General features: G+C 71.4%; 16 protein-coding genes. 6 read left to right on the top strand and 10 right to left on the bottom strand.

What is annotated here, in order from left to right:
- Positions 1-156: 156 nt before the first annotated feature.
- Positions 157-570, bottom strand: coding sequence for a PaaI family thioesterase (locus ABTX81_RS13200; RefSeq protein ID WP_350544155.1), 414 nt, complete (start codon positions 568-570; stop codon positions 157-159).
- 414 nt (positions 571-984) lie between these two features.
- Between ABTX81_RS13200 and polA the strand changes: the two genes are divergently transcribed.
- The 4 genes from polA to ABTX81_RS13180 all read left to right on the top strand — a co-directional run bounded on the left by polA (position 985) and on the right by ABTX81_RS13180 (position 6,569).
- A complete protein-coding gene (polA, locus tag ABTX81_RS13195; RefSeq protein ID WP_350544153.1) occupies positions 985-3,666 on the top strand; it encodes a DNA polymerase I in 2,682 nt (893 codons plus the stop codon).
- An 88-nt stretch (positions 3,667-3,754) separates the two neighbouring features.
- Positions 3,755-4,444 carry a hypothetical protein gene (locus ABTX81_RS13190; RefSeq protein WP_350543913.1) on the top strand — a complete coding sequence of 230 codons (690 nt, stop codon included), beginning with the start codon at positions 3,755-3,757 and terminating at the stop codon, positions 4,442-4,444.
- Positions 4,445-4,598: 154 nt separating this feature from the next.
- The gene (locus ABTX81_RS13185) at positions 4,599-5,705 is read left to right on the top strand and encodes a DUF3103 family protein (protein WP_350543911.1); all 1,107 of its coding nucleotides are present in this window, start codon (positions 4,599-4,601) and stop codon (positions 5,703-5,705) included.
- A gap of 102 nt (positions 5,706-5,807) precedes the next feature.
- Positions 5,808-6,569, top strand: coding sequence for a GNAT family N-acetyltransferase (locus tag ABTX81_RS13180; protein ID WP_350543909.1), 762 nt, complete (start codon positions 5,808-5,810; stop codon positions 6,567-6,569).
- A 331-nt stretch (positions 6,570-6,900) separates the two neighbouring features.
- Here the strand turns inward: ABTX81_RS13180 and tgmC are convergent, their stop codons facing one another.
- The 7 genes from tgmC to ABTX81_RS13145 form a co-directional block, all read right to left on the bottom strand.
- Entirely contained in the window at positions 6,901-8,043 is a 1,143-nt protein-coding gene (gene tgmC, locus ABTX81_RS13175; RefSeq protein ID WP_350543906.1) for an ATP-grasp peptide maturase system methyltransferase, read from the bottom strand.
- Positions 8,040-9,005, bottom strand: coding sequence for an ATP-grasp ribosomal peptide maturase (tgmB, locus tag ABTX81_RS13170; protein WP_350543903.1), 966 nt, complete (start codon positions 9,003-9,005; stop codon positions 8,040-8,042). The genes tgmC and tgmB overlap by 4 nt, the downstream gene beginning before the upstream one ends.
- Positions 9,005-9,277, bottom strand: a complete 273-nt coding sequence (gene tgmA / locus ABTX81_RS13165; RefSeq protein WP_350543901.1) for a putative ATP-grasp-modified RiPP — start codon at positions 9,275-9,277, stop codon at positions 9,005-9,007. The genes tgmB and tgmA overlap by 1 nt, the downstream gene beginning before the upstream one ends.
- A gap of 148 nt (positions 9,278-9,425) precedes the next feature.
- Positions 9,426-10,274 carry a helix-turn-helix domain-containing protein gene (locus tag ABTX81_RS13160; RefSeq protein WP_350543899.1) on the bottom strand — a complete coding sequence of 283 codons (849 nt, stop codon included), beginning with the start codon at positions 10,272-10,274 and terminating at the stop codon, positions 9,426-9,428.
- A 27-nt stretch (positions 10,275-10,301) separates the two neighbouring features.
- The gene (locus tag ABTX81_RS13155; RefSeq protein WP_350543897.1) at positions 10,302-10,826 is read right to left on the bottom strand and encodes a DUF6879 family protein; all 525 of its coding nucleotides are present in this window, start codon (positions 10,824-10,826) and stop codon (positions 10,302-10,304) included.
- Positions 10,750-11,061 carry a hypothetical protein gene (locus tag ABTX81_RS13150; RefSeq protein ID WP_350543895.1) on the bottom strand — a complete coding sequence of 104 codons (312 nt, stop codon included), beginning with the start codon at positions 11,059-11,061 and terminating at the stop codon, positions 10,750-10,752. The genes ABTX81_RS13155 and ABTX81_RS13150 overlap by 77 nt, the downstream gene beginning before the upstream one ends.
- Positions 11,062-11,405: 344 nt before the next feature.
- Positions 11,406-12,998 (bottom strand): SMI1/KNR4 family protein, encoded by a 1,593-nt coding sequence (locus ABTX81_RS13145; RefSeq protein ID WP_350543893.1) that lies wholly within the window; start codon positions 12,996-12,998, stop codon positions 11,406-11,408.
- A 123-nt stretch (positions 12,999-13,121) separates the two neighbouring features.
- Between ABTX81_RS13145 and ABTX81_RS13140 the strand changes: the two genes are divergently transcribed.
- Positions 13,122-13,325, top strand: coding sequence for a DUF397 domain-containing protein (locus ABTX81_RS13140; RefSeq protein ID WP_350543890.1), 204 nt, complete (start codon positions 13,122-13,124; stop codon positions 13,323-13,325).
- Between the two features lie 66 nt (positions 13,326-13,391).
- Here the strand turns inward: ABTX81_RS13140 and hrpB are convergent, their stop codons facing one another.
- Positions 13,392-15,902, bottom strand: coding sequence for an ATP-dependent helicase HrpB (gene hrpB, locus ABTX81_RS13135; RefSeq protein WP_350543887.1), 2,511 nt, complete (start codon positions 15,900-15,902; stop codon positions 13,392-13,394).
- A gap of 4 nt (positions 15,903-15,906) precedes the next feature.
- Positions 15,907-16,761, bottom strand: a complete 855-nt coding sequence (locus tag ABTX81_RS13130) for a class I SAM-dependent methyltransferase (RefSeq protein ID WP_350543885.1) — start codon at positions 16,759-16,761, stop codon at positions 15,907-15,909.
- Positions 16,762-17,179: 418 nt separating this feature from the next.
- On the opposite strand from ABTX81_RS13130, the gene rpsA reads away from it, so the two are divergent.
- Positions 17,180-18,670 (top strand): 30S ribosomal protein S1, encoded by a 1,491-nt coding sequence (gene rpsA, locus ABTX81_RS13125; protein WP_350543883.1) that lies wholly within the window; start codon positions 17,180-17,182, stop codon positions 18,668-18,670.
- Positions 18,671-18,889: the final 219 nt, after the last annotated feature.

The following is an 18,889-nucleotide window of genomic DNA, read 5'->3' as shown; positions in this document are numbered from 1 at the left end:
GGAACTCTCCGTTGCTTGGATGTCCTACTTGTTACGCAGTGTTACACCGCCCGAAATGCCCCGATACGCCGCCGCCCCCTTGTCCAGACCAACGACTGCCCAGGGCGGTCGAAGGTCAAACAAGGGGGCGGGCAAGGGATTTGACGAAGAATCGGCTCAGAGGTCGCGCAGCATGCAGGTGAGGCGGCAGCTGGTGACCCGCTTGCCGGTGTCGTCGGTGATCGCGATCTCGTAGGTCGCGGCCGTACGGCCCTTGAAGACCGCGGTCGCCACGCCGGTGACCAGACCGGAGGTGGCCGAGCGGTGGTGGGTGGCGTTCAGGTCCACGCCCACCGCGTACCGGCCCGGGCCGGCGTGCAGCATCGCGCCGACCGAGCCCAGCGTCTCGGCCAGCGCCGCCGAGGCGCCGCCGTGCAGCAGGCCGTACGGCTGCTGGTTGCCGTCCACCGGCATGGTGCCGACCACCCGGTCGCCGGAGGCCTCGACGATCCGGATGCCCAGCTTCTCGCCGAGCAGGCCGCCGGAGAAGGTGGCCGGCTCCACGCCGAGCTTGGCGAAGTGCTCCAGCATCTCCGGCGAGACGTCCAGGAGGGGGGCCTGGGCGGCGCCGCCCGCGGCCGCGCCGGCGGTCGGGGTCGCGTCGGCGGTCGGGTCGAGGGCCGCGCCGGAGGGGGCGGTGGCCGCGTCGGAGGCCGGGTCGGTCATGGGGGAACTCCTGCCGCTCGGGGGTCACGTCGTCGTGCTGCCTGTGATCGTACGACCGTCCTACTCGGCGGTAGGGGCGGTGGCGGGGGAAGCGGGCGTGGTGTCCGGGGCGTGAGCGCACCCGGGGGCGCCCGCCCCCGGCATGCCCCTTTTGTCGGTGGCGGGCCCTAGGATCGGTGGCCGGTAGTGGAATCGGCAGGAACGGACGTTGACGTGGCTACGCAGAGTACGGACAAGGGCGCGCCGGGTGGCGGCGGAGCCGGATCGCGGCCCCGCCTGATGCTGCTCGACGGGCACTCCATGGCCTACCGGGCGTTCTACGCGCTGCCCGTGGAGAACTTCAACACCTCCACCGGCCAGCCCACCAACGCGGTGTACGGCTTCGCCTCGATGCTCGCCAACACCGTCCGCGACGAGGCCCCCACCCACCTCGCGGTCGCCTTCGACCTCTCCCGGCAGACCTTCCGCTCGGTCGAGTTCCCCGACTACAAGGCCAACCGGGCCAAGACCCCGGACGAGTTCCGCAGCCAGGTCGGCCTGATCGGCGAGCTGCTCGACGCCATGAACGTGCCGCGGCTGACCGCCGAGGGCTTCGAGGCCGACGACATCATCGCCACCCTGGCCACCGCCGCCGAGGCGGCCGGCTTCGACGTCGACATCGTCACCGGCGACCGCGACTCGCTCCAGCTGGTCAGCGAGCACATCACCGTGCTCTACCCGACCAAGGGCGTCTCCGAGCTGACCCGCTACACCCCGGAGAAGGTCGCCGAGAAGTACGGCGTCACCCCCCGCCAGTACCCCGACCTCGCCGCGCTGCGCGGCGACCCGTCCGACAACCTGCCCGGCATCCCCGGCGTCGGCGAGAAGACCGCCGCCAAGTGGGTCAACCAGTTCGGCTCCTTCGAGGAGCTGGTCGCCCGCGCCGACGAGGTCAAGGGCAAGATCGGCGAGAAGCTGCGCGAGCACCTCGACTCGGTCAAGCGCAACCGCGTCCTCACCGAGCTGGTCCGTGACGTCGAACTCCCGCTCGGCGTCGGCGACCTGGTCCGCGCGCCGTTCGACCAGCCGGCCGTCGGCGCGCTGATGGAGTCGCTGGAGTTCCGCAACGCCAACTTCCGCGACCGGGTCTTCGGCATCGACCCGGCCGCCGCCGAGCCCGAGGCCGCCGAACTCGCCCCCGGCGTCGAGGTCGACGGCGAACTGCTCACCGACCCCGGCACCCTCGCCGCCTGGCTGCGGGAGCACACCGCGGAGAAGTCCCCGGTCGCGCTGGCCGCCGTCTACCAGTGGGCGCTCGGCAGCGGCGAGGTCACCGAGGTCGCCCTCGCCGCCGGAGAGACCGCCGCCTGGTTCGACCCGGCGCTGCTCGCCGAGGAGGACGAGCGCGCCTTCGCCGCCTGGCTGGCCGACCCGGCCGCGCCCAAGGCCCTGCACATCGCCAAGCAGGTCATGCGCGCCTTCGCCGAGCGCGGCTGGACGGTCGAGGGAGTCGTCGCCGACACCGCCCTCGCCGCCTACCTGGAGAAGCCCGGCCGGCGCACCTTCACCCTGGAGGTGCTCGCCGAGGAGTACCTGGGCCGCTCGCTCGCCCCGGCCCCCGCCGCCGAGTCCGGCCAGCTCGCCTTCGACGCCCCGGAGGAGGACCCGGCCGCGCACGCCCAGGCGCTGATGCTCCAGGCCCGCGCCGTGCTCGACCTCGCCGCGCTCTTCGACACCCGCCTCGCCGAGGTCGGCGCCACCGAGCTGCTGCGCGACATGGAGCTGCCGATCGCCGCCCTGCTCGCCCGCATGGAGCGCACCGGCATCGCCGCCGACCGCGGCTGGCTCACCGGCCTGGAGGCGCAGTTCGCCGCCGAGATCCAGCGCGTGGTCGAGGAGGCGCACGCCGCGGCCGGCCACGAGTTCAACCTCGGCTCGCCCAAGCAGCTCCAGGAGATCCTCTTCGGCGAGCTGGCCCTGCCGAAGACCAAGAAGATCAAGACCGGGTACACCACCGACGCCGACGCGCTCACCTGGCTCGCCACCCAGACCGACAACGAGCTGCCGGTCATCCTGCTGCGCCACCGCGACCAGGCCAAGCTGCGCACCACGGTCGAGGGCCTGCTCAAGACGGTCTCCCCGGCCGGGCGCATCCACACCACCTTCAACCAGATGGTCGCCGCCACCGGCCGGCTCTCCTCGCAGGACCCGAACCTGCAGAACATCCCGGTCCGCACCGAGGAGGGCCGGATGATCCGCCGCGCCTTCGTCGTCGGCGAGGGCTACGAGTCGCTGCTCACCGCCGACTACTCGCAGATCGAACTGCGGATCATGGCCCACCTCTCCGAGGACGCGGCGCTGATCGAGGCCTTCGCCAGCGGCGAGGACCTGCACACCACCGTCGCCTCCCAGGTCTTCGAGGTGCCGGGCGGCGCGGTCGACGCCGAGATGCGCCGCAAGATCAAGGCAATGTCCTACGGCCTCGCCTACGGCCTCTCCGCCTACGGGCTCTCCCAGCAGCTCGGCATCAAGCCCGCCGAGGCCCAGGGTCTGATGGACACCTACTTCGAGCGGTTCGGCGGCGTGCGCGACTACCTGCACCGGGTGGTCGAGGAGGCCCGCGCCACCGGCTACACCGAGACCCTGCTCGGCCGCCGCCGCTACCTGCCGGACCTCAACAGCGACAACCGCCAGCGCCGCGAGATGGCCGAGCGGATGGCCCTCAACGCCCCCATCCAGGGCTCGGCCGCCGACATCGTCAAGATCGCCATGCTCGGGGTCGACGAGGCGCTGCGCGCGGCCGGGCTTTCGTCCCGGATGCTGCTCCAGGTGCACGACGAAATCGTGCTGGAGCTGGCGCCGGGCGAGCGCGAGCCGGTCGAGGCGATCGTCCGCGAGCAGATGGCCGGCGCCTACCCGCTGCGCGCCCCGCTCGACGTCTCGGTCGGCGTGGGCGCCGACTGGGAGGCCGCCGCTCACTGAGGCACCGTCAATCGGCCCCGGGTGCAGCCTCGTCGAGGCTTCGCCCGGGGTCTTTCCGGCGGCGGTGGGTGGTCCTAGCCTGGCGGGTATGTCTGCCGATGGGCTGATCCGGCGCGGTCGTGACGGCGCCACCGTCGACCTGGTGTTCGAGTCGGGTGGGGGCTCCTGGCCCGCCGCCGTGCTCCTGGTGCTGCGCCAACTCGTCGTCCTGCTCGCCGTGGGCCTCGCCTTCCTGCCCCTCGGCGTGCTGCTCGTGACGGTCGCCGTGATCGTCGGCGCCACCCTCGTGGGCGCGGCGACGGTCTGTGCGGTGCTGTGGGTGGCCGCCGCGCTGGTTCTGTGGCCGTTCGTCGCGGCTGCCGAGCTGCGGGCGCCCCGCCGGGTGCAGTTCGCCCCGGCCGGGGCCCCGACCGAACTGCGCTTCGTCCGGGGAGCCCGCGCCGACGCCTGGACCCCGATCTCCGGCCTGCGGCGCATCCAGCTGGACGAGAGCGTGGAGGAGCCCTACGAGGGCGACCCTGAACCGGCCGTGAGCACCCTCGACATCACGGTCGTGGTCGCGACCGGCGCCGACGGCGGCCGGCGCCGGGCGCCGAAGGGCACCGACGCCGACGCGCTCCACCGCGCACTGAAGGACCTGCTCGGCCCGGCCGGCGTCCCCGTCCTGCGCCGCACCGAGCGGCGCGTCCGCCCCGAGCCCCGGCCCCCCTCCGGCGGCTGGGTCTACGGCGGCTCGGGCTCGGCCAATTCCGGCGGGGGCTTCTCCGGCGGCGGGTGAGCCGGTGTAGGGGTCCTCGTCGGCCTTTGTGGCACCAGGGGTTGATACCGGGTCAGGGAACCCCTTCACTTGTCATGGCGCCGTCGTTTCTTGATCGCGGCGCCGGTCCGCACCAAAGCTCCGACGCCTCACCCGACGAGCCTGGAGAACCCTCATGTCCCACTCCCGCGTACGACGCGCCGTCGTCGCGCTCACGGCCCTGCCCCTGTTCGCGCTCGGCGCGGGCCAGGCGGTGGCCGTCCCGGCCGCCCCTCCGGCCGCCCCCGCCGTCACCTCCCAGGTGTCCGCCATCGAGGACGGGGTCGCCCGCACCCTGGCGGCCTCCCTCGCCGACCCCGCCCTGCGCGAGCGGCTGCGCACCGCCACCGCCGCCGCGCCCGGCGGCACCGCCGCCCTCGCCCCGCTGGCCGCCGGGACCCCGGGCCTCGCCGCCGCCACCGCCGAGGCGGACCGCGGCGTCGCCGCCGCCAAGGGCCTCGGCGCCGGCCTCGGCCCGCTGCTGCGCGTCCAGCTGGCCGACCCCTCGATGCGGGCCGCCCTCGACGCGGGCGCCGCGCCGCTGGTGGCCATCGCCGCCACCGACGAGCACGCCCGCACCGTCCGCGCCTACGACACCGCCGGGCGGGCCCTCGGCCTCGACACCGCCACCGTGCCCACCCGCCCGGTCTACCTGGTCGACATCGACACGGCCAAGACGGCCGCGGCCGGAGTCGAGCTGCTCCAGCGGGAGTTGGCCGCCCATGGCCTCGGCTCCGCCACGCAGGCCGCGTCCGGCTGGTGGGGCACCAAGATCACCTCCGTCGAGGTGAACGACGACGAGGAGCCCTGGTTCAAGGGCGCCGCCGAGATGTTCAGCCTGGTGACCGGCTTCGGCCTGGACGGCAAGGTCAGGGTCGACTCGGTCGCCATGCCGTACCTCCAGTACGACGGCACCGTGTATTACCCGAACCAGATCCTGGTGAACTGGTCGAACTACAAGTACAACCTGGCCGACGTCGTCCTGATGGAGGACGACGGCGACACCAACTACCTGGCCCTCGCCAAGGCCGTCGCGGCCGTCCTGCTCACCATCGCCGACCAGGGCGCCTACATCCCGCTGGTCAACGCCGTCCTGGACGCGCTGCCCGCGTCCTGGTGGGTCGACGACCCGGACTACGTCGACTCCTGGTACACCCTGGCCCGCACCAGCACCGGCCGCCTCAACGGCGCCCGCGGCAACGGCTGGATGACCGTCGAGCCGTACTGGGTCAGCCAGCTCTGACCGTCCCGGCCGGGCCGACGTGGCAACGCTCCGCGCCGGCCCGGCCGAACCGCAGTTGATCACCCCGTGTCAAAGCGTCAGTTTCGTACTACCGTGGCCCCGATGACTACGGAATCCAGGTCGATCGACCAGCCCACCCTCCTGGCCGAGGCCCCGACGCTCCAGGCCCGCAACTCCGCCGCCTTCTGGACCGCCACCGGCGTGTCCCGGGGCCACGAGGTGATCCGGCGCCGCGGATTCCTCGCCGTCGCCGGCGACGAGCGTGCGGGCCTGCGCATCCTGGTCCAGGAGCCCGACCTCGACCCGGGCGAGGTGACCGAGGTGGGCGAACTGGTCCGCCGCGCCGCGGGTCCGGTGATCGTCGAGGATCCGTTCAGCTCGACGGAGCTGAGCCACCTGGGCCTGCGCACCTGGCAGATGCCGGTCATGCTGCGCCTGCCCGGTCCCGTCGACGCCCCGGCGCTTTCCGTGAGCCGGGTCCAGCGGCCCGACGGCCTCCGGGCGGCCGAGCGGATCGTGATCAAGGCCTTCGAACTGGACGGTTTCGAGCCCCACCGCCCCGGCGAACTCTTCCCGACGAGCCTGATCGAACAGCCGGGCGTGGACGTCTTCGTCGCCTCGGCCGACGGCGCGACCGCGGGCGCCGGCGTGAGCGTCGTGGCCGACGGCGTCGCCAGCCACTACTGGATCGCCACCTCCTCCGCCTTCCGCTCCCGCGGCGTCGGCCGCGCCGTCATGCTCGGCGCCCTCGCCCACGCCACGGACCTCCCCGCCACCCTCACCGCCTCCAAGCTGGGCCGGCCCCTGTACGAGTCGCTGGGCTACACGGTCGCATCCCCCTCGACCTGGTGGGCCTCCGCATAGGAAGTCGGCGGGCCCGACTTCCTATGCGTTCGCGGGGCGGTGAGTTGTGGCCGAGCGGACGTGCTCCTACGGTCGGCCGGATGCTGCCGACCGGCTGGTGGACCTGCTCATCTCGGCCGCCGACCAGCACTGGCGGGCAGGCATGGCCGGGACTCCGGAGCGAAGGTTCGCCCTGGGCTTCCGGCGTCCCAGCCGCCGCGGACGCCGGCCCCTCTGACCGCCGGCTCGGCCCGACGGCGGGCGCCGTTCCCGGAGCCTCCGTACCGCCGGGCGTCTGCCCTGGGGGCGGAGCGCGGCGGCCCGGCCGAGGAGGTTCGGGCACGTCGGCGGGTCAGACGGGGAGGTCCCAGCCCGGGCCGTCCTCGCTGCCGAGCCAGACCCGCTGGCCCGTCGCCGAGACCGTGATGCCGAAGGCGTCCTGGTGCGGTTCGCCCACGCTCTGCCAGGCCTCGATGGCGGTCTCCACCTGGTCCCACAGGCGGATCGGTCCGCGCTGAACCACGGTCCAGCCGCCCTCGGGGTGGGGCATGGTCCTGGCCTGCGAGCCGGTGGCCACGTCCGAGAGGATCTGCTGCCCACCACTTCCCATCCGCTCGGCGGACGGCGCCGCGAGCTGTGCGACCCAACCGCCGGTCCACGTATCGAGCTTCGCGGGATCGATTCGGCTCGCGCGCTCCTCCCCGGGGAGGAGCGCCAGGGTCGGGCGGGGAGGCCTGTCGTGAGGGCGGGCGATCATGAAACTGGTGTAGCCGGGCAGGAAGCGGCCCGTGGCCTCGCCGGAGTCGGTCACATCGAGCAGCGCCAGCGCGTTGGCATAGCTCCATCCGGAGAAGGTGACCAGGATGCGGCCACCCGGCTTCACCTGGCGCAGCCAGGCCATCGGCAGGTAGCGGACCGAGCACGTCGCGATCAGCCGGTCGAAGGCGCCGCCGGTCGGGTCCCCGCCGAGACCGTCACCGACGATGAGGCGCGGGGCGTAGCCGGCGGCCCGAAGGGCGTTGGCGGCGCGTGCGGCCACCTGCGGGTCGTACTCGATGCTGGTGATGTGCCCGTCGCCGAGGCGGTGGGCGCCGAGGGCGGTCGAGTAGCCGGTCCCGGTACCGACTTCGAGGACGTGGTGACCGATGTCCGCGCCGAGCTGCTGCCACATGCCCAGCACGAGCGAAGGCAACGTGGAGGACGAGGACGGCGCGCCCGTCACGTCCCGGTCCCCGATGTCTTCCGGGCTGGTGCGGCCGTCGAGTTGGGTGATGAGCGTACGGTCGGCATAGACCCCCTCCAGCCATCCGGGGGTGTCGCGGTGGATGGTCCGGTAGCTGGTCGGGGCGCTGCCGTCGACCGGGACGAAGTAGGAGCCGACGAAGAGTTCGCGGGGTACCGCGGCGGCGGCCTCGGCCCACGCGGGTTCGGCGAGCGCGCCGTTCTCGGTGAGTTGCTCGACCAGGGTGGTGCGCAGGGTGTCGGAGGTGGTCACTGCTCGTGGCCTCTTTCCAGTTGGTCGGCGATCGCGACTGCGACCCGGTGGGTAGTTCGGGCCGGCTGCCATGCCCATTGCCCGTTCGGGTTGCACTCCAGGAAGTGCCACGTGTCGTCTGCGGTGACGGCGAAGTCGAAGGCGCCGAAGGTCAACCGGAAGGTGGTGAGGTAGCGGGCGACGGCCTCGGCAACCGACGAGGGGATGTCGATCGGGCGGCAGCGCATCCGGTCCTGTCGGTATCGCCAGTCGACATCCGGGCTGTCGATGCGGGTGCCGAACAGCCGGTCGCCGACTGCGGTCACCCGGGTGTCGAACGCCTTCGGAATCCTGGCCTGGAACATGTGTGGACATGCCGTCACGGCGTTGGTGATCTCCTGGCTTCGGACTTCGCGGACCCATACGGCCCGAGCCTGCCCGTCGACGGAGTACGGGGTGTTCCACACAGGCTTGTAGACCGTGCCGCCGGCATGGCGGGTGGTGAACTCCCGTGCCTCGACCGCGTCGTTGGTGATCAGCGTGTGGGGAACATGGAATCCGCACTGCTGTGCGGCGGCGAGCTGGGCCGGCTTGTACTCCGCCTCCCGGTTGTGCCAGGGATGGTTCACGTAATGGGCTCCGGGGAGCGAGGCCAGGATGCCACCCGCTCCCCAGAACGTTTGCGAGGCGGCGAATCGGCGGTCCTGGCCGTCGAGACCAGGCGGTCCCTCGTAGGGCGAGGGCCTGCGGACCCAGACGGAACGAACGGCCGTGAGGTCCAGCTCACGGCTCGACGTGCGGAGGGTACCTCGCTGACCGTCCACGCTGTACGTGGCGGTCAGCGAGGCACTCGTGTGCAGGTCGGTGCCGGGATCGATACGGACCACGGGAACCCGGCGCTCGGCGAGCACCCGCAGGACCGCATCCGCTGTCGCATCGGAGGAGTTGGTCAGTACCAGCACCGACCCGCTTCGGTTGTCCATCAGCCGGAACTCTGGTCCTGGTCGTAGGACTCGGTGACATCGCTGTCCGTGGCGCCGCCCGGCGCGGCCCCGTCACCGGGGGTCGTCTGGGTGGGCGTGACACCGCTGGTGCTGGTGCCGTGGCTCCCCAGCTCGACCGTTCGGCCGTTCTCGTCCACGATGACGGCGAGCTGCGTCTCGGGGTCGATCACGGGCGTGAACGCCGGGAGCGTGGCGGTGGCCGCATAGGGCTCCATCCTGCCGATGCCCCACGGCGCAGGTGTCCGCGTCATGCGTCCTCCTTGGATTTGTGATTCGGATCAGGCCAGCAGAGCTGCTGCTGGACCTAGTTGGTCGACTCCTCGTTCAGGACGAGGGTGTCGACGACGGTACGGAGCAGCGTCGGACAGTTCCCATGGAGTTGCGGAGGATTGCGGAAATTCACCCGAGGGCGTCGATCGCCGAGGCGATGAGGGCGTCGGCCTCCCGGCCGTAGACCGCGAGCCCTTGCAGTTCGGTGAAGGTCTCGAGGTATTCGCCGACTTCGGGCGGGTTGGTGACCTGCACGCGGGCGGTGACCAACTCAACCTCGATCATCCGGTCGTCGATGACATGGAAGGTCTCCACTGGCCAGATGGTCCGCTGCGCTGTGAACGGGATGATGCCGAGGCTGACCCGAGGGAGCGCCTTGGCCGCGAGAAGCCGGGCCAACTGCTCGACCATGACCGATCGCTCGGCGATCCGGTAGCGGAGGACGGACTCCTCGACCAGACAGACGATGCGGTGGTTGCCCTCGCGCATGGGCCTGGCGCTTCGCATCCGCTGGGCGACAGCCCGTTCGAGCTCGTCGGGTGAACCGGCGGTGTCGGCGAACCGGGAAAGGATCGTCGCGGCGTAGCCGGGAGTCTGCAGCATGCCGGGAACGACATCCGAGGAGTAGAGGCGTAGGAGCCGTGATGCCCGGTAGGAACGGGTGTAGGTCTCCTGGAGCTGCTGGAGCCCGGCGCGTTGGAGGCGCTTCCACTCCACGTACATCGACGCGACCGAACGTGAGGCCGCGATCAGTACGGGGATGTGGTCCTCCGTGCCGCAGGCCGTGCACCAGGCGCGGATGTCGTCGTCGGAGGGCGTGGATTCGGCTTTCTGGATGCGGCTGGTCTTCGCAGGGTGCCAGCCGCAGCGGGCGGACAGTTCACGGCCGGTCAGTCCCGCGTCCCTGCGCAGGTCCCGGAGCCTGTCGGCCAGAGCCTGACGGGCGGCTTGAGCAGCTGAGGACGGGGAAGAGGCCATGAACGGTCCGCCGGAGGATCGAGTGGGTCAGACGATGTACCGGTCGTGAGGGATGCCACGTGCCCAGACTGCCTCGAAGGCGTCGGAGACCATCTTCACCACGGCCGGATCCTCGGTGTACTCGTGCCCGGCCCAGTCGCCGTCGCCGGTGAACCAGTGGAAGAGGGCCAGACGGTCGTCGATCAGCCAGAGGTCGTTGCCGGGCAGCGGGATGTCCGAGGCGAGGCGCCGGGGGAGCCACCGCACGTGCTCGCCCGCAGCGAGGTTCACGGGGGTCAGCGCGTGCTCCCAGCGGATGTAGTCGGTGACCGGCTCCGATACGATCCTCGCCCGGCGCAGCACCACGCCACGGCCGACGGCCTCTCGAACGAGTGGCACCCAGCCGGCCCAGCCTTCGGAGTCAGGGTCCAGATCGACCGAGCCGACCCGCTTGAACTCCTCGAACTCGGCGGCCTCGTCGGCGACACCGTAGGCGTCACGCATCTCCAGATGGACAGCCGTCCGCCGGGCTCCCTTCAACAGGGCGGAAAAGTCCGGCACGTTCTGCGTCATCGCACGCCTTTCGCAGGATCGGGATCATTCGCATGGGGATGCGGACGACGGTTTCGTGGTCGGGGATGCCCTGGTTGTGGCCGGGAACCCACTCGGTTCCGAGGATGCGGGCCTTGAGCTCGGAATCCGCCTTCCAGCCCTGGATCACAAGCTCGTTCGCCTCGTCCTCGATCCACACGGTCGGTGAGCCCCCGCTCTTGCTCTCGGGGTCGATCCCTGCGAAATCCAGCGCCATGGGGGTCTCCTGGGTCCGGGCGTTCAGAGGGTAGTCGCCGCAGTGCACACGGTGAAGTCGCGGACGAGGTGTGTCAACGGCGCATGGCCGCGAAGGCGGCGTGGGGTCGAGCGATACAGGCCTGGGGACTGCCTGCAGGCCCCACGACGGTGGGGTGGCTGCGCAGGAAGTCGGTGGGGTCGACTTCCTGCGCCCGCAAGTTGCCCAAGGCCCCACTGCCCGCAGGCGAGCAGTGGGGCCTCCTCCTGATGTCGGGACTGATCGACTTGGGGAGTAGCGCGTAAGCCCAGTGGCCTACTTCGAGAATGCCCCGGGTCGGCAGTGGCCATCGGTCGTGGCCGTTCTCACTTGCCGTCAAGCGCGAGGGTTCCTGTGACACAGAACGGCTCCCCAGCGGCCAAGCCGAGCCGTTCTGCCCAGGACAGCGCCTCGTCACGCGAGACCTCTGCCTCGGCCAGGCGGGCGGCGGCCAGGGTGGACGGGAGCTCACCCTGGTCGAGCAGGACGGCCCACTGGCTCCCTGAGAGGGCCAGGTAGCGCAGGTCGGGGAACTCGGCAAGCGCGGTCAGGTCCCGGACGTTGGCCCGGGAGAGGTCCAGGCCGCGCAGGTTCGGGACGGTGCGCAGTGGGGTGATGTCGATCGGGATAGTGGTGGCAAGGTCGAGGGAGGCCAGGTGCCGGTGGCGTTCGAGCGGCGCGAGGTCGCCACCATGCAGGGTGACTCCCAGGGACTCGACGGGCAGGGCCCGGATGGGGGCCAGGTCAGCGATAGCGCGGCGTTTGAGTTCGAGGCGCCGCAAGTGGTGAGCGGCGGCGAGCGGAGTGAGGTCCATGAGCCCGGTGGGGGCATTGAATTGGATCAGGACGGCCTGGATGCTAGGTGGGATGTCGTGGGGAATTCCGTCAGTTCGCAGCTCGGGATCGGGGCCGGGCTCGCGGGGGCCTTCCACGAAGTCGATGTAGTCGACGTCGTCCTCCTCCACCTCGTAAGCGTCTTGCTCCAGCAGTTCCAGGTAGCGGGCGACGAGAGAGGTGATGGAGTCGCAGACGTAGAGAGGTCCGTCGTAGTAGTCGCGGCCGATCTGGATCACCTGGCCGGGACGGCCGGCATGGGCCGGGGACATGTCGACCGCCAGGTAGTTGCCGTCATCGGCGGTGGCGAACGGGAGCCAGCCTGGATGCTCGTGGCAGCGCCGGACGGTGTCGGGCGGGTAGGCGTCGAGTACCACCGAGTCCCAGGAATTCTCCCAGCCGGGCCACACCGGTTCCCTCAGGTCGGCGTTGATGGTGACCAGGCGTGCCAGCGGCATCCAGCAGAGGTTGCCGAAGAGACCGAGCGCTTCGTCTCCGCTGCCGTCGGCGATCAGGTAGAGCGCGCGCAGGTCGGCGGGCAGAGGTCGCCCGAGGCGGCGCTCGGCTTCGTCGAGCGCCGCGGTGGTCACGGGTGGTGGCAGCCTTTCAACGTGCCCCAGGATTTCGGCACGCCGCTCCAGGTAGGCGCGGAACCGGGCGACCGCCAGGTCTGGATCCCCTGCCGGGGCGGCGGTGCTCTCCTCCTGGACGAACCCCGGCTGGGACAGCCGGTAGTCGTAGTCCAGGACGGTCAGGAAGCCTGGACGCGAACCGCGAAGGCGGGAGACGGTGTCCCGGGACGCAACCAGGGTGAACTCCCCGGACGGCTGGCACCGTATCTCCAGCCTGGTGCCCTCCCAGCCACGGGCCGCGCCCACCGCCGCCGACACGTCGTCCAGCGCCTGGAAAGTCCCGAACGGGTTGATCGGCCGCGGCTTCGCGCCGGCGATGGTGTACTGACCGGAGACGCCGGAGCCGAACAGGCCTCCGGTGCTGACCAGTACCGCCGCCGTCCATCCCTGCGGGGCGCTCGCCGTGATTCTCTCGGCCACCCGCGCAACGCCCTGCTCTACCAGCTCGGCCATGGTCTGCTCCGGTTCTGTCGGCACTGCTGGTGATCATCGCAGGAGGCCGTGACAGACCCATGAGCTGGACTGTCAAGCAGCGAGTGCATGGGCTCATTCGAGAAGTGCGGAAGGGTTTTGATCATGGATGACCTGCGCGGCGCCGCTTGGCGCAAGAGCTCGTACAGTGCTCAGCAGGGACAATGCGTCGAGGTGGCAATCGGGTCGTCGGGCCGGGTGCCAGTCCGCGATTCCAAGGATCCCGAGGGCCCCGCACTGGCTTATTCGACCGACGCGTGGCAGGCGTTCGTTGTGGCTGTTCGAGTCGGCGAGTTCGGCGAGGGCTGACGGAGTCCACAAGTCGTCCGAGGCCCCGCCGCCCATGATTTGGGCGGCGGGGCCTACTCCTGGGGTCTACTTCCGGGCGTTGGTGCGCTTCGTCGGCTCTGCCGTTGTCGGGTCTTCGGGCCAGGGGTGGCGGGGGTAGCGGCCTCTGAGGTCTGCGCGGACGGCGGGGTAGCCGTTGTGCCAGAAGGACGCCAGGTCTCCGGTGATGGCGGCGGGGCGGCCGGCGGGGGAGAGGAGGTGGATGGTGAGGGGGACCTTTCCGGCGGCCAGCGTTGGAGTGGCCTTCCAGCCGAAGAGTTCCTGCAACTTCACCGCCAGCACTGGGCGTTCGGTGGTGTAGTCGACTCGGATCTTCGATCCACTGGGGACGGTGATTCGCTCGGGGGCGAGTTCGTCGAGGCGGCCGGCCTCGCCGGTGGACCAGGGCAGGAGGCGTTGGAGGGCTGCCGTCGTATCGATGCGGGCCAGGTCGGCTCGGCGGCGGGCGCGGGAGAGTTCGGGTTCGAGCCATTCCTCGGCGCGGTTGAGCAGGGCCTCGTCGCTGACGTCGGGCCAGGGGGCGCCGATGGCGGTGTGCAGGAAGGCCAATCGCTCGCGCAGGTTGGACGGGAAGGTCAGCAGGGTGCTGACACCCTCGCGCGCGAGGCCTTCGAGGAGGGCGGCGCGGACGAGGGCCCGGTCGGGCTTGGTGAGGGGCTTCTCCGCGAGTTCGATGGCGCCGAGGGAGTCGACCTGGCGGGAGACGACCTCACCTCGCCGGGTGTCCCAGTGGACTTCGGCGCGCTGGGTGAGGAGCGGCGCGCCGGCCTGGCGGGCGGTGTCCTCGTCGAGCACGGCGGCGTGCAGGATCCGGGCCGAGGGCGCGCCGGCCGGGCGGTCGGCGACGGCGACGGCGAGCCAGGGGAGGGCGCCCAGGGCGGTGCCGGGGGCGAGTTCGGCGGCGGTGCCGGAGGCCATCAGGTAGGGGCTGCGTTCGCCGGGTGCGGGCCGCTCCACCCGGGCGCGGGCGATGCGTTCGGGGAAGGCGAGGGCGACCACCAGGCCGACGGCGGTGGTGTCGGGGAGGCTGGTGGCCCCCTGGTCGTCGGTGGAGCGCAGGAGGCGGCGGACTTCGTCGCGCCAGTGGCCCGCGTAGGGGTCGCGGGAGGTGCGGACGGTGCGCAGGACGGCGGCGAGGTCGTCGCCGAGGGTACGAGGGGGTTCCTCGGAGAGCAGGGCGACGACTTCGGCCGCCCGGCGGGCGCCCACGGCGGCTGCCCCGTCGACGAGGGCGCGGGCGAGCCGGGGGTGCAGCCCCGTACGGGCGAGGCGGACGCCACGCGCCGTGGCGCGGCCGTCGGCGGAGACCGCCCCGAGGGCGAGCAGGGTTTCCCGGGCGGCGGCCATCGCGCCCGCCGGGGGCCGGTCAGGCAGGGCGAGCCCCGTGGCGTCCGGGTCGCCCCACACGGCGGCCTGGAGCGCGAAGGGGGTGAGGTCGGCGAGCGCGATCTCGGGTGTCGGGAAGCGGGTGGCGCGGGCGTCCTCGGCCTCGTGCCAGCAGCGGTAGACCGTGCCCGGGGCCTCGCGCCCGGCGCGGCCGGCCCGCTGGCGGGCGGCGGCGAGCGAGGCGCGGACGGTGACCAGGGCGGCGAGCCCGCGCGCGTGGTCGGTGCGCGGCTCGCGGGCGAGCCCGGCGTCCACCACGATCCGTACCCCGGGCACGGTGAGCGAGGACTCGGCGACGGCGGTGGACAGGACGACGCGGCGCCCGGACGAAGGGGTGAGCGCGGCGTCCTGGACGTCCTGCGGCGCACGCCCGTGCAGCTGGAGCACGTCCGCCGGCACGCCGCCGAGCTGTCCGGCGACCCGGGCGATCTCGCCGACCCCGGGCAGGAAGCAGAGCACGTCACCCTCGCGCTCGCTCAGCGCCCGCCGGACGACGGAAGCCACGTGGTCGAGCAGCGCGAAGTCCACCCGGGTGCCGTGCGCGGGCCGCACGGCGCGGGCGGGCGGCGCCCAGACCACCTCGACCGGGTGCGAGACCCCGTGGGCCTCGACGACGGGCGCGCCGTCCAGCAGCTCGGCCCACGCGGCGGTGTCCGAGGTGGCCGAGGCGCAGACGATCCGCAGCTCGGGACGCAGCGCCGCGCGCACGTCGAGCAGGAAGGCGAGCGCGGTGTCGGCGTCGAGGTGCCGCTCGTGGCACTCGTCCAGGACGACGATGTCGACCCCGGACAGTTCCTGGTCGCGCTGGAGCCGCTGCAGCAGGACGCCGGTGGTGACCACCTCGACCACGGTGTCCGGTCCGACCCGCCGCTCGCCGCGCACCGTGAAGCCGACCTCGGCGCCCACCGTCGAGCCGAGCAGCCAGGCCATCCGCCGGGCGGCGGCCCGGACGGCGAGCCGGCGCGGTTCGGCGACGAGGACACGGCGAACGGCTCCGGAACCGAGCAACCCGGCCAGCGCCAGCGGCACCAGGGTGGTCTTGCCGGTGCCGGGCGGGGCGGCGAGGACGGCGGCGCCGTGCTCCTCCAGCGCGTCGGCCAGGGCGGGCAGGGCGGTGCGGACGGGCAGCTCGCGCCAGGCCGGGTTCAACAAGGTGTCAGCCCCGCTCGGTGACGAAGATCGCGGTGCCGGGGATGAGCCGCCCGCGCAGCGGGGACCAGCCGCCCCAGTCCTGCTCGTGCCCGTCCGGCCACTCGGGCTCGACGAGGTCGAGCAGCCGGAAGCCGGCGGCGACGAGCTCGCGGACCCGGTCGCCGAGGGTGCGGTGGTGCTCGACGTAGGTGGCCCGGCCCTGCTCGTCCTGTTCGACGTAGGGGGTGCGGTCGAAGTAGGAGGCGACGGCGGTGAGCCCTTCGACGCCGGGCTCGTCGGGGAAGGCCCAGCGGATCGGGTGGGTGACCGAGAAGACCCAGCGCCCGCCGGGCCGCAGCACCCGGTGGACCTCGCGCATCAGGGCGGCGGTGTCGGCGCTGAACGGGACGGCGCCGTAGGCGGAGCAGGCGAGGTCGAAGGAGGCGTCGGCGAAGGGCAGCACGGCGGCGTCGGCCTGGACGACCGGGACGGGCGCGGTGCCGCGGGCGAGGTCGATCCGCAGCGAGTGCTGGAGCTGGCGGTGCGAGATGTCGAGGGCGACCGGGTGGGCGCCGCGGCCGGCCAGCCAGCGCGAGCACTGGGCGGCGCCGGCGCCGATCTCCAGGACGGTGCGGCCGGCGACGTCGCCGAGCAGCCGGGCGTCCGCCTCGTCGAGGCCCTCGGGGCACCAGGTGAAGCGGTCGTCGCCCAGGAACTCGCCGTGCTCGTCCTGGTATTCGTCGGCGTTGCGGTCCCACCAGTGGCGGCTGGCGCGGCTGCTCTCGCCGGTGCCGGCGGAGCGCCTTACCGCGTCGTCGTCGTCCTCGTCAAGATCAATGGGGTCGGGGAGGGGGGTGCCGGTCACGGTGAGAAGGCCCATCGCGTAGGGTGTCGTCTGCGGAAGCGCCGCTGCCGTGAACCGGTCCGAGAGGTCCGGTGTCCCGGTGGTGGCATCCGGGGAAGGGTCCTCCCTGCGACCGCCACCCGTTGAGGTGCGCAATCGGAGGATATGGCCTGATCCATACCGGGCTCCACCGTCTTGCCGTTCTTGGCGTTGACCGTGCCTGGCCGTCCCCGTATGCTACAAGTTGCGCTGCGGGCCTGCGCGCCTCGGACGGAGCAGGTCGCGCTCGCATCTGTCGAAGACCCCACGGTCGCAAGACGGACGCCGATCTCCCGTTGCCACGGGAATCCCGGTGCTCCGTGTTCTTGGCTGTCCGGCTTTCGGTGGGAGCGATACGGGCCCTCCGCGTGGCATTACCTACGACTTTCATGTCCGTACCGGAGCCCTTTTCCTAATGACGAGCCCCACCGACTCCTCCCTCAGCACCACCCCGCAGGTCGCGCTCAACGACATCGGCGACGCCGAGGCGTTCCTGGCCGCGATTGACGAGACCATCAAGTACTTCAACGATGGCGACATCGTCGAGGGCGTCATCGTGAAGGTCGACCGTGACGAGGTTCTCCTCGACATCGGTTACAAGACCGAGGGCGTCATCCCGTCCCGCGAGCTGTCGATCAAGCACGACGTCGACCCGCACGAGGTCGTCGCCGTCGGCGACAACATCGAGGCCCTGGTTCTCCAGAAGGAGGACAAGGAGGGTCGTCTCATCCTGTCCAAGAAGCGCGCTCAGTACGAGCGTGCCTGGGGCACGATCGAGAAGATCAAGGAAGAGGACGGCATCGTCACCGGTACCGTCATCGAGGTCGTCAAGGGTGGTCTCATCCTCGACATCGGCCTCCGCGGCTTCCTCCCGGCCTCGCTGGTCGAGATGCGTCGCGTCCGCGACCTCCAGCCCTACGTGGGCAAGGAGCTCGAGGCCAAGATCATCGAGCTGGACAAGAACCGCAACAACGTGGTCCTGTCCCGCCGTGCCTGGCTGGAGCAGACCCAGAGCGAGGTCCGCCAGACCTTCCTCACCACCCTGCAGAAGGGCCAGGTGCGCTCCGGCGTCGTCTCCTCGATCGTCAACTTCGGTGCCTTCGTGGACCTGGGTGGCGTCGACGGTCTGGTCCACGTCTCCGAGCTGTCCTGGAAGCACATCGACCACCCGTCCGAGGTCGTCGAGGTCGGCCAGGAGGTCACCGTCGAGGTTCTCGACGTGGACATGGACCGCGAGCGTGTCTCCCTGTCGCTGAAGGCGACCCAGGAGGACCCGTGGCAGCAGTTCGCCCGTACCCACCAGATCGGCCAGGTCGTTCCGGGTAAGGTCACCAAGCTGGTTCCGTTCGGTGCGTTCGTCCGCGTGGACGAGGGCATCGAGGGTCTGGTCCACATCTCCGAGCTGGCCGAGCGCCACGTCGAGATCCCGGAGCAGGTCGTCCAGGTCGGCGACGAGATCTTCGTCAAGGTCATCGACATCGACCTCGAGCGTCGTCGCATCAGCCTCTCGCTGAAGCAGGCCAACGAGGCGCTGGGTGCCAACCCGGCCGAGGTCGAGTTCGACCCGACCCTGTACGGCATGGCCGCGTCCTACGACGACCAGGGCAACTACATCTACCCGGAGGGCTTCGACCCCGAGGCGAACGACTGGCTGCCCGGCTTCGAGAAGCAGCGCGAGGAGTGGGAGCGGCAGTACGCCGAGGCCCAGGCCCGCTTCGAGCAGCACCAGGCCCAGGTCATCAAGAGCCGCGAGGCCGACGCGGAGGCCGCTGCCGAGGGTGGCGACGCCGTCGCCGCCGCCGCGGGTGGCTCCTACTCGTCCAGCAGCGACGAGGGCTCCGGCGCCCTGGCCTCGGACGAGGCCCTGGCCGCCCTGCGCGAGAAGCTGGCCGGCGGCCAGAGCTGAGGCTCTGCCCCGCTGGTGCGTGACTAGCGCATAGCGTCATTGATGAACCCCGCTCGGTTTCCGAGCGGGGTTCATTGTTTTTCGACCTTCATTATTTGTCCTTTATGGGAAGGATTTTTGTGATGAGGGGCTCATTGAATAGCTATGGGTGATTCGGGAGCGGGCGCCTACCTTGGGAGGAGTTGCCCGATGGGTCGCTCACCCGGCCCCGCACGCTAG

The sequence above is a fragment of the Kitasatospora sp. NPDC097605 genome, assembly GCF_040302725.1.
Lineage (GTDB): Bacteria > Actinomycetota > Actinomycetes > Streptomycetales > Streptomycetaceae > Kitasatospora.
Note: the sequence above shows the minus strand (reverse complement) of the source record. Positions and strands in the feature narration are given on the sequence as shown.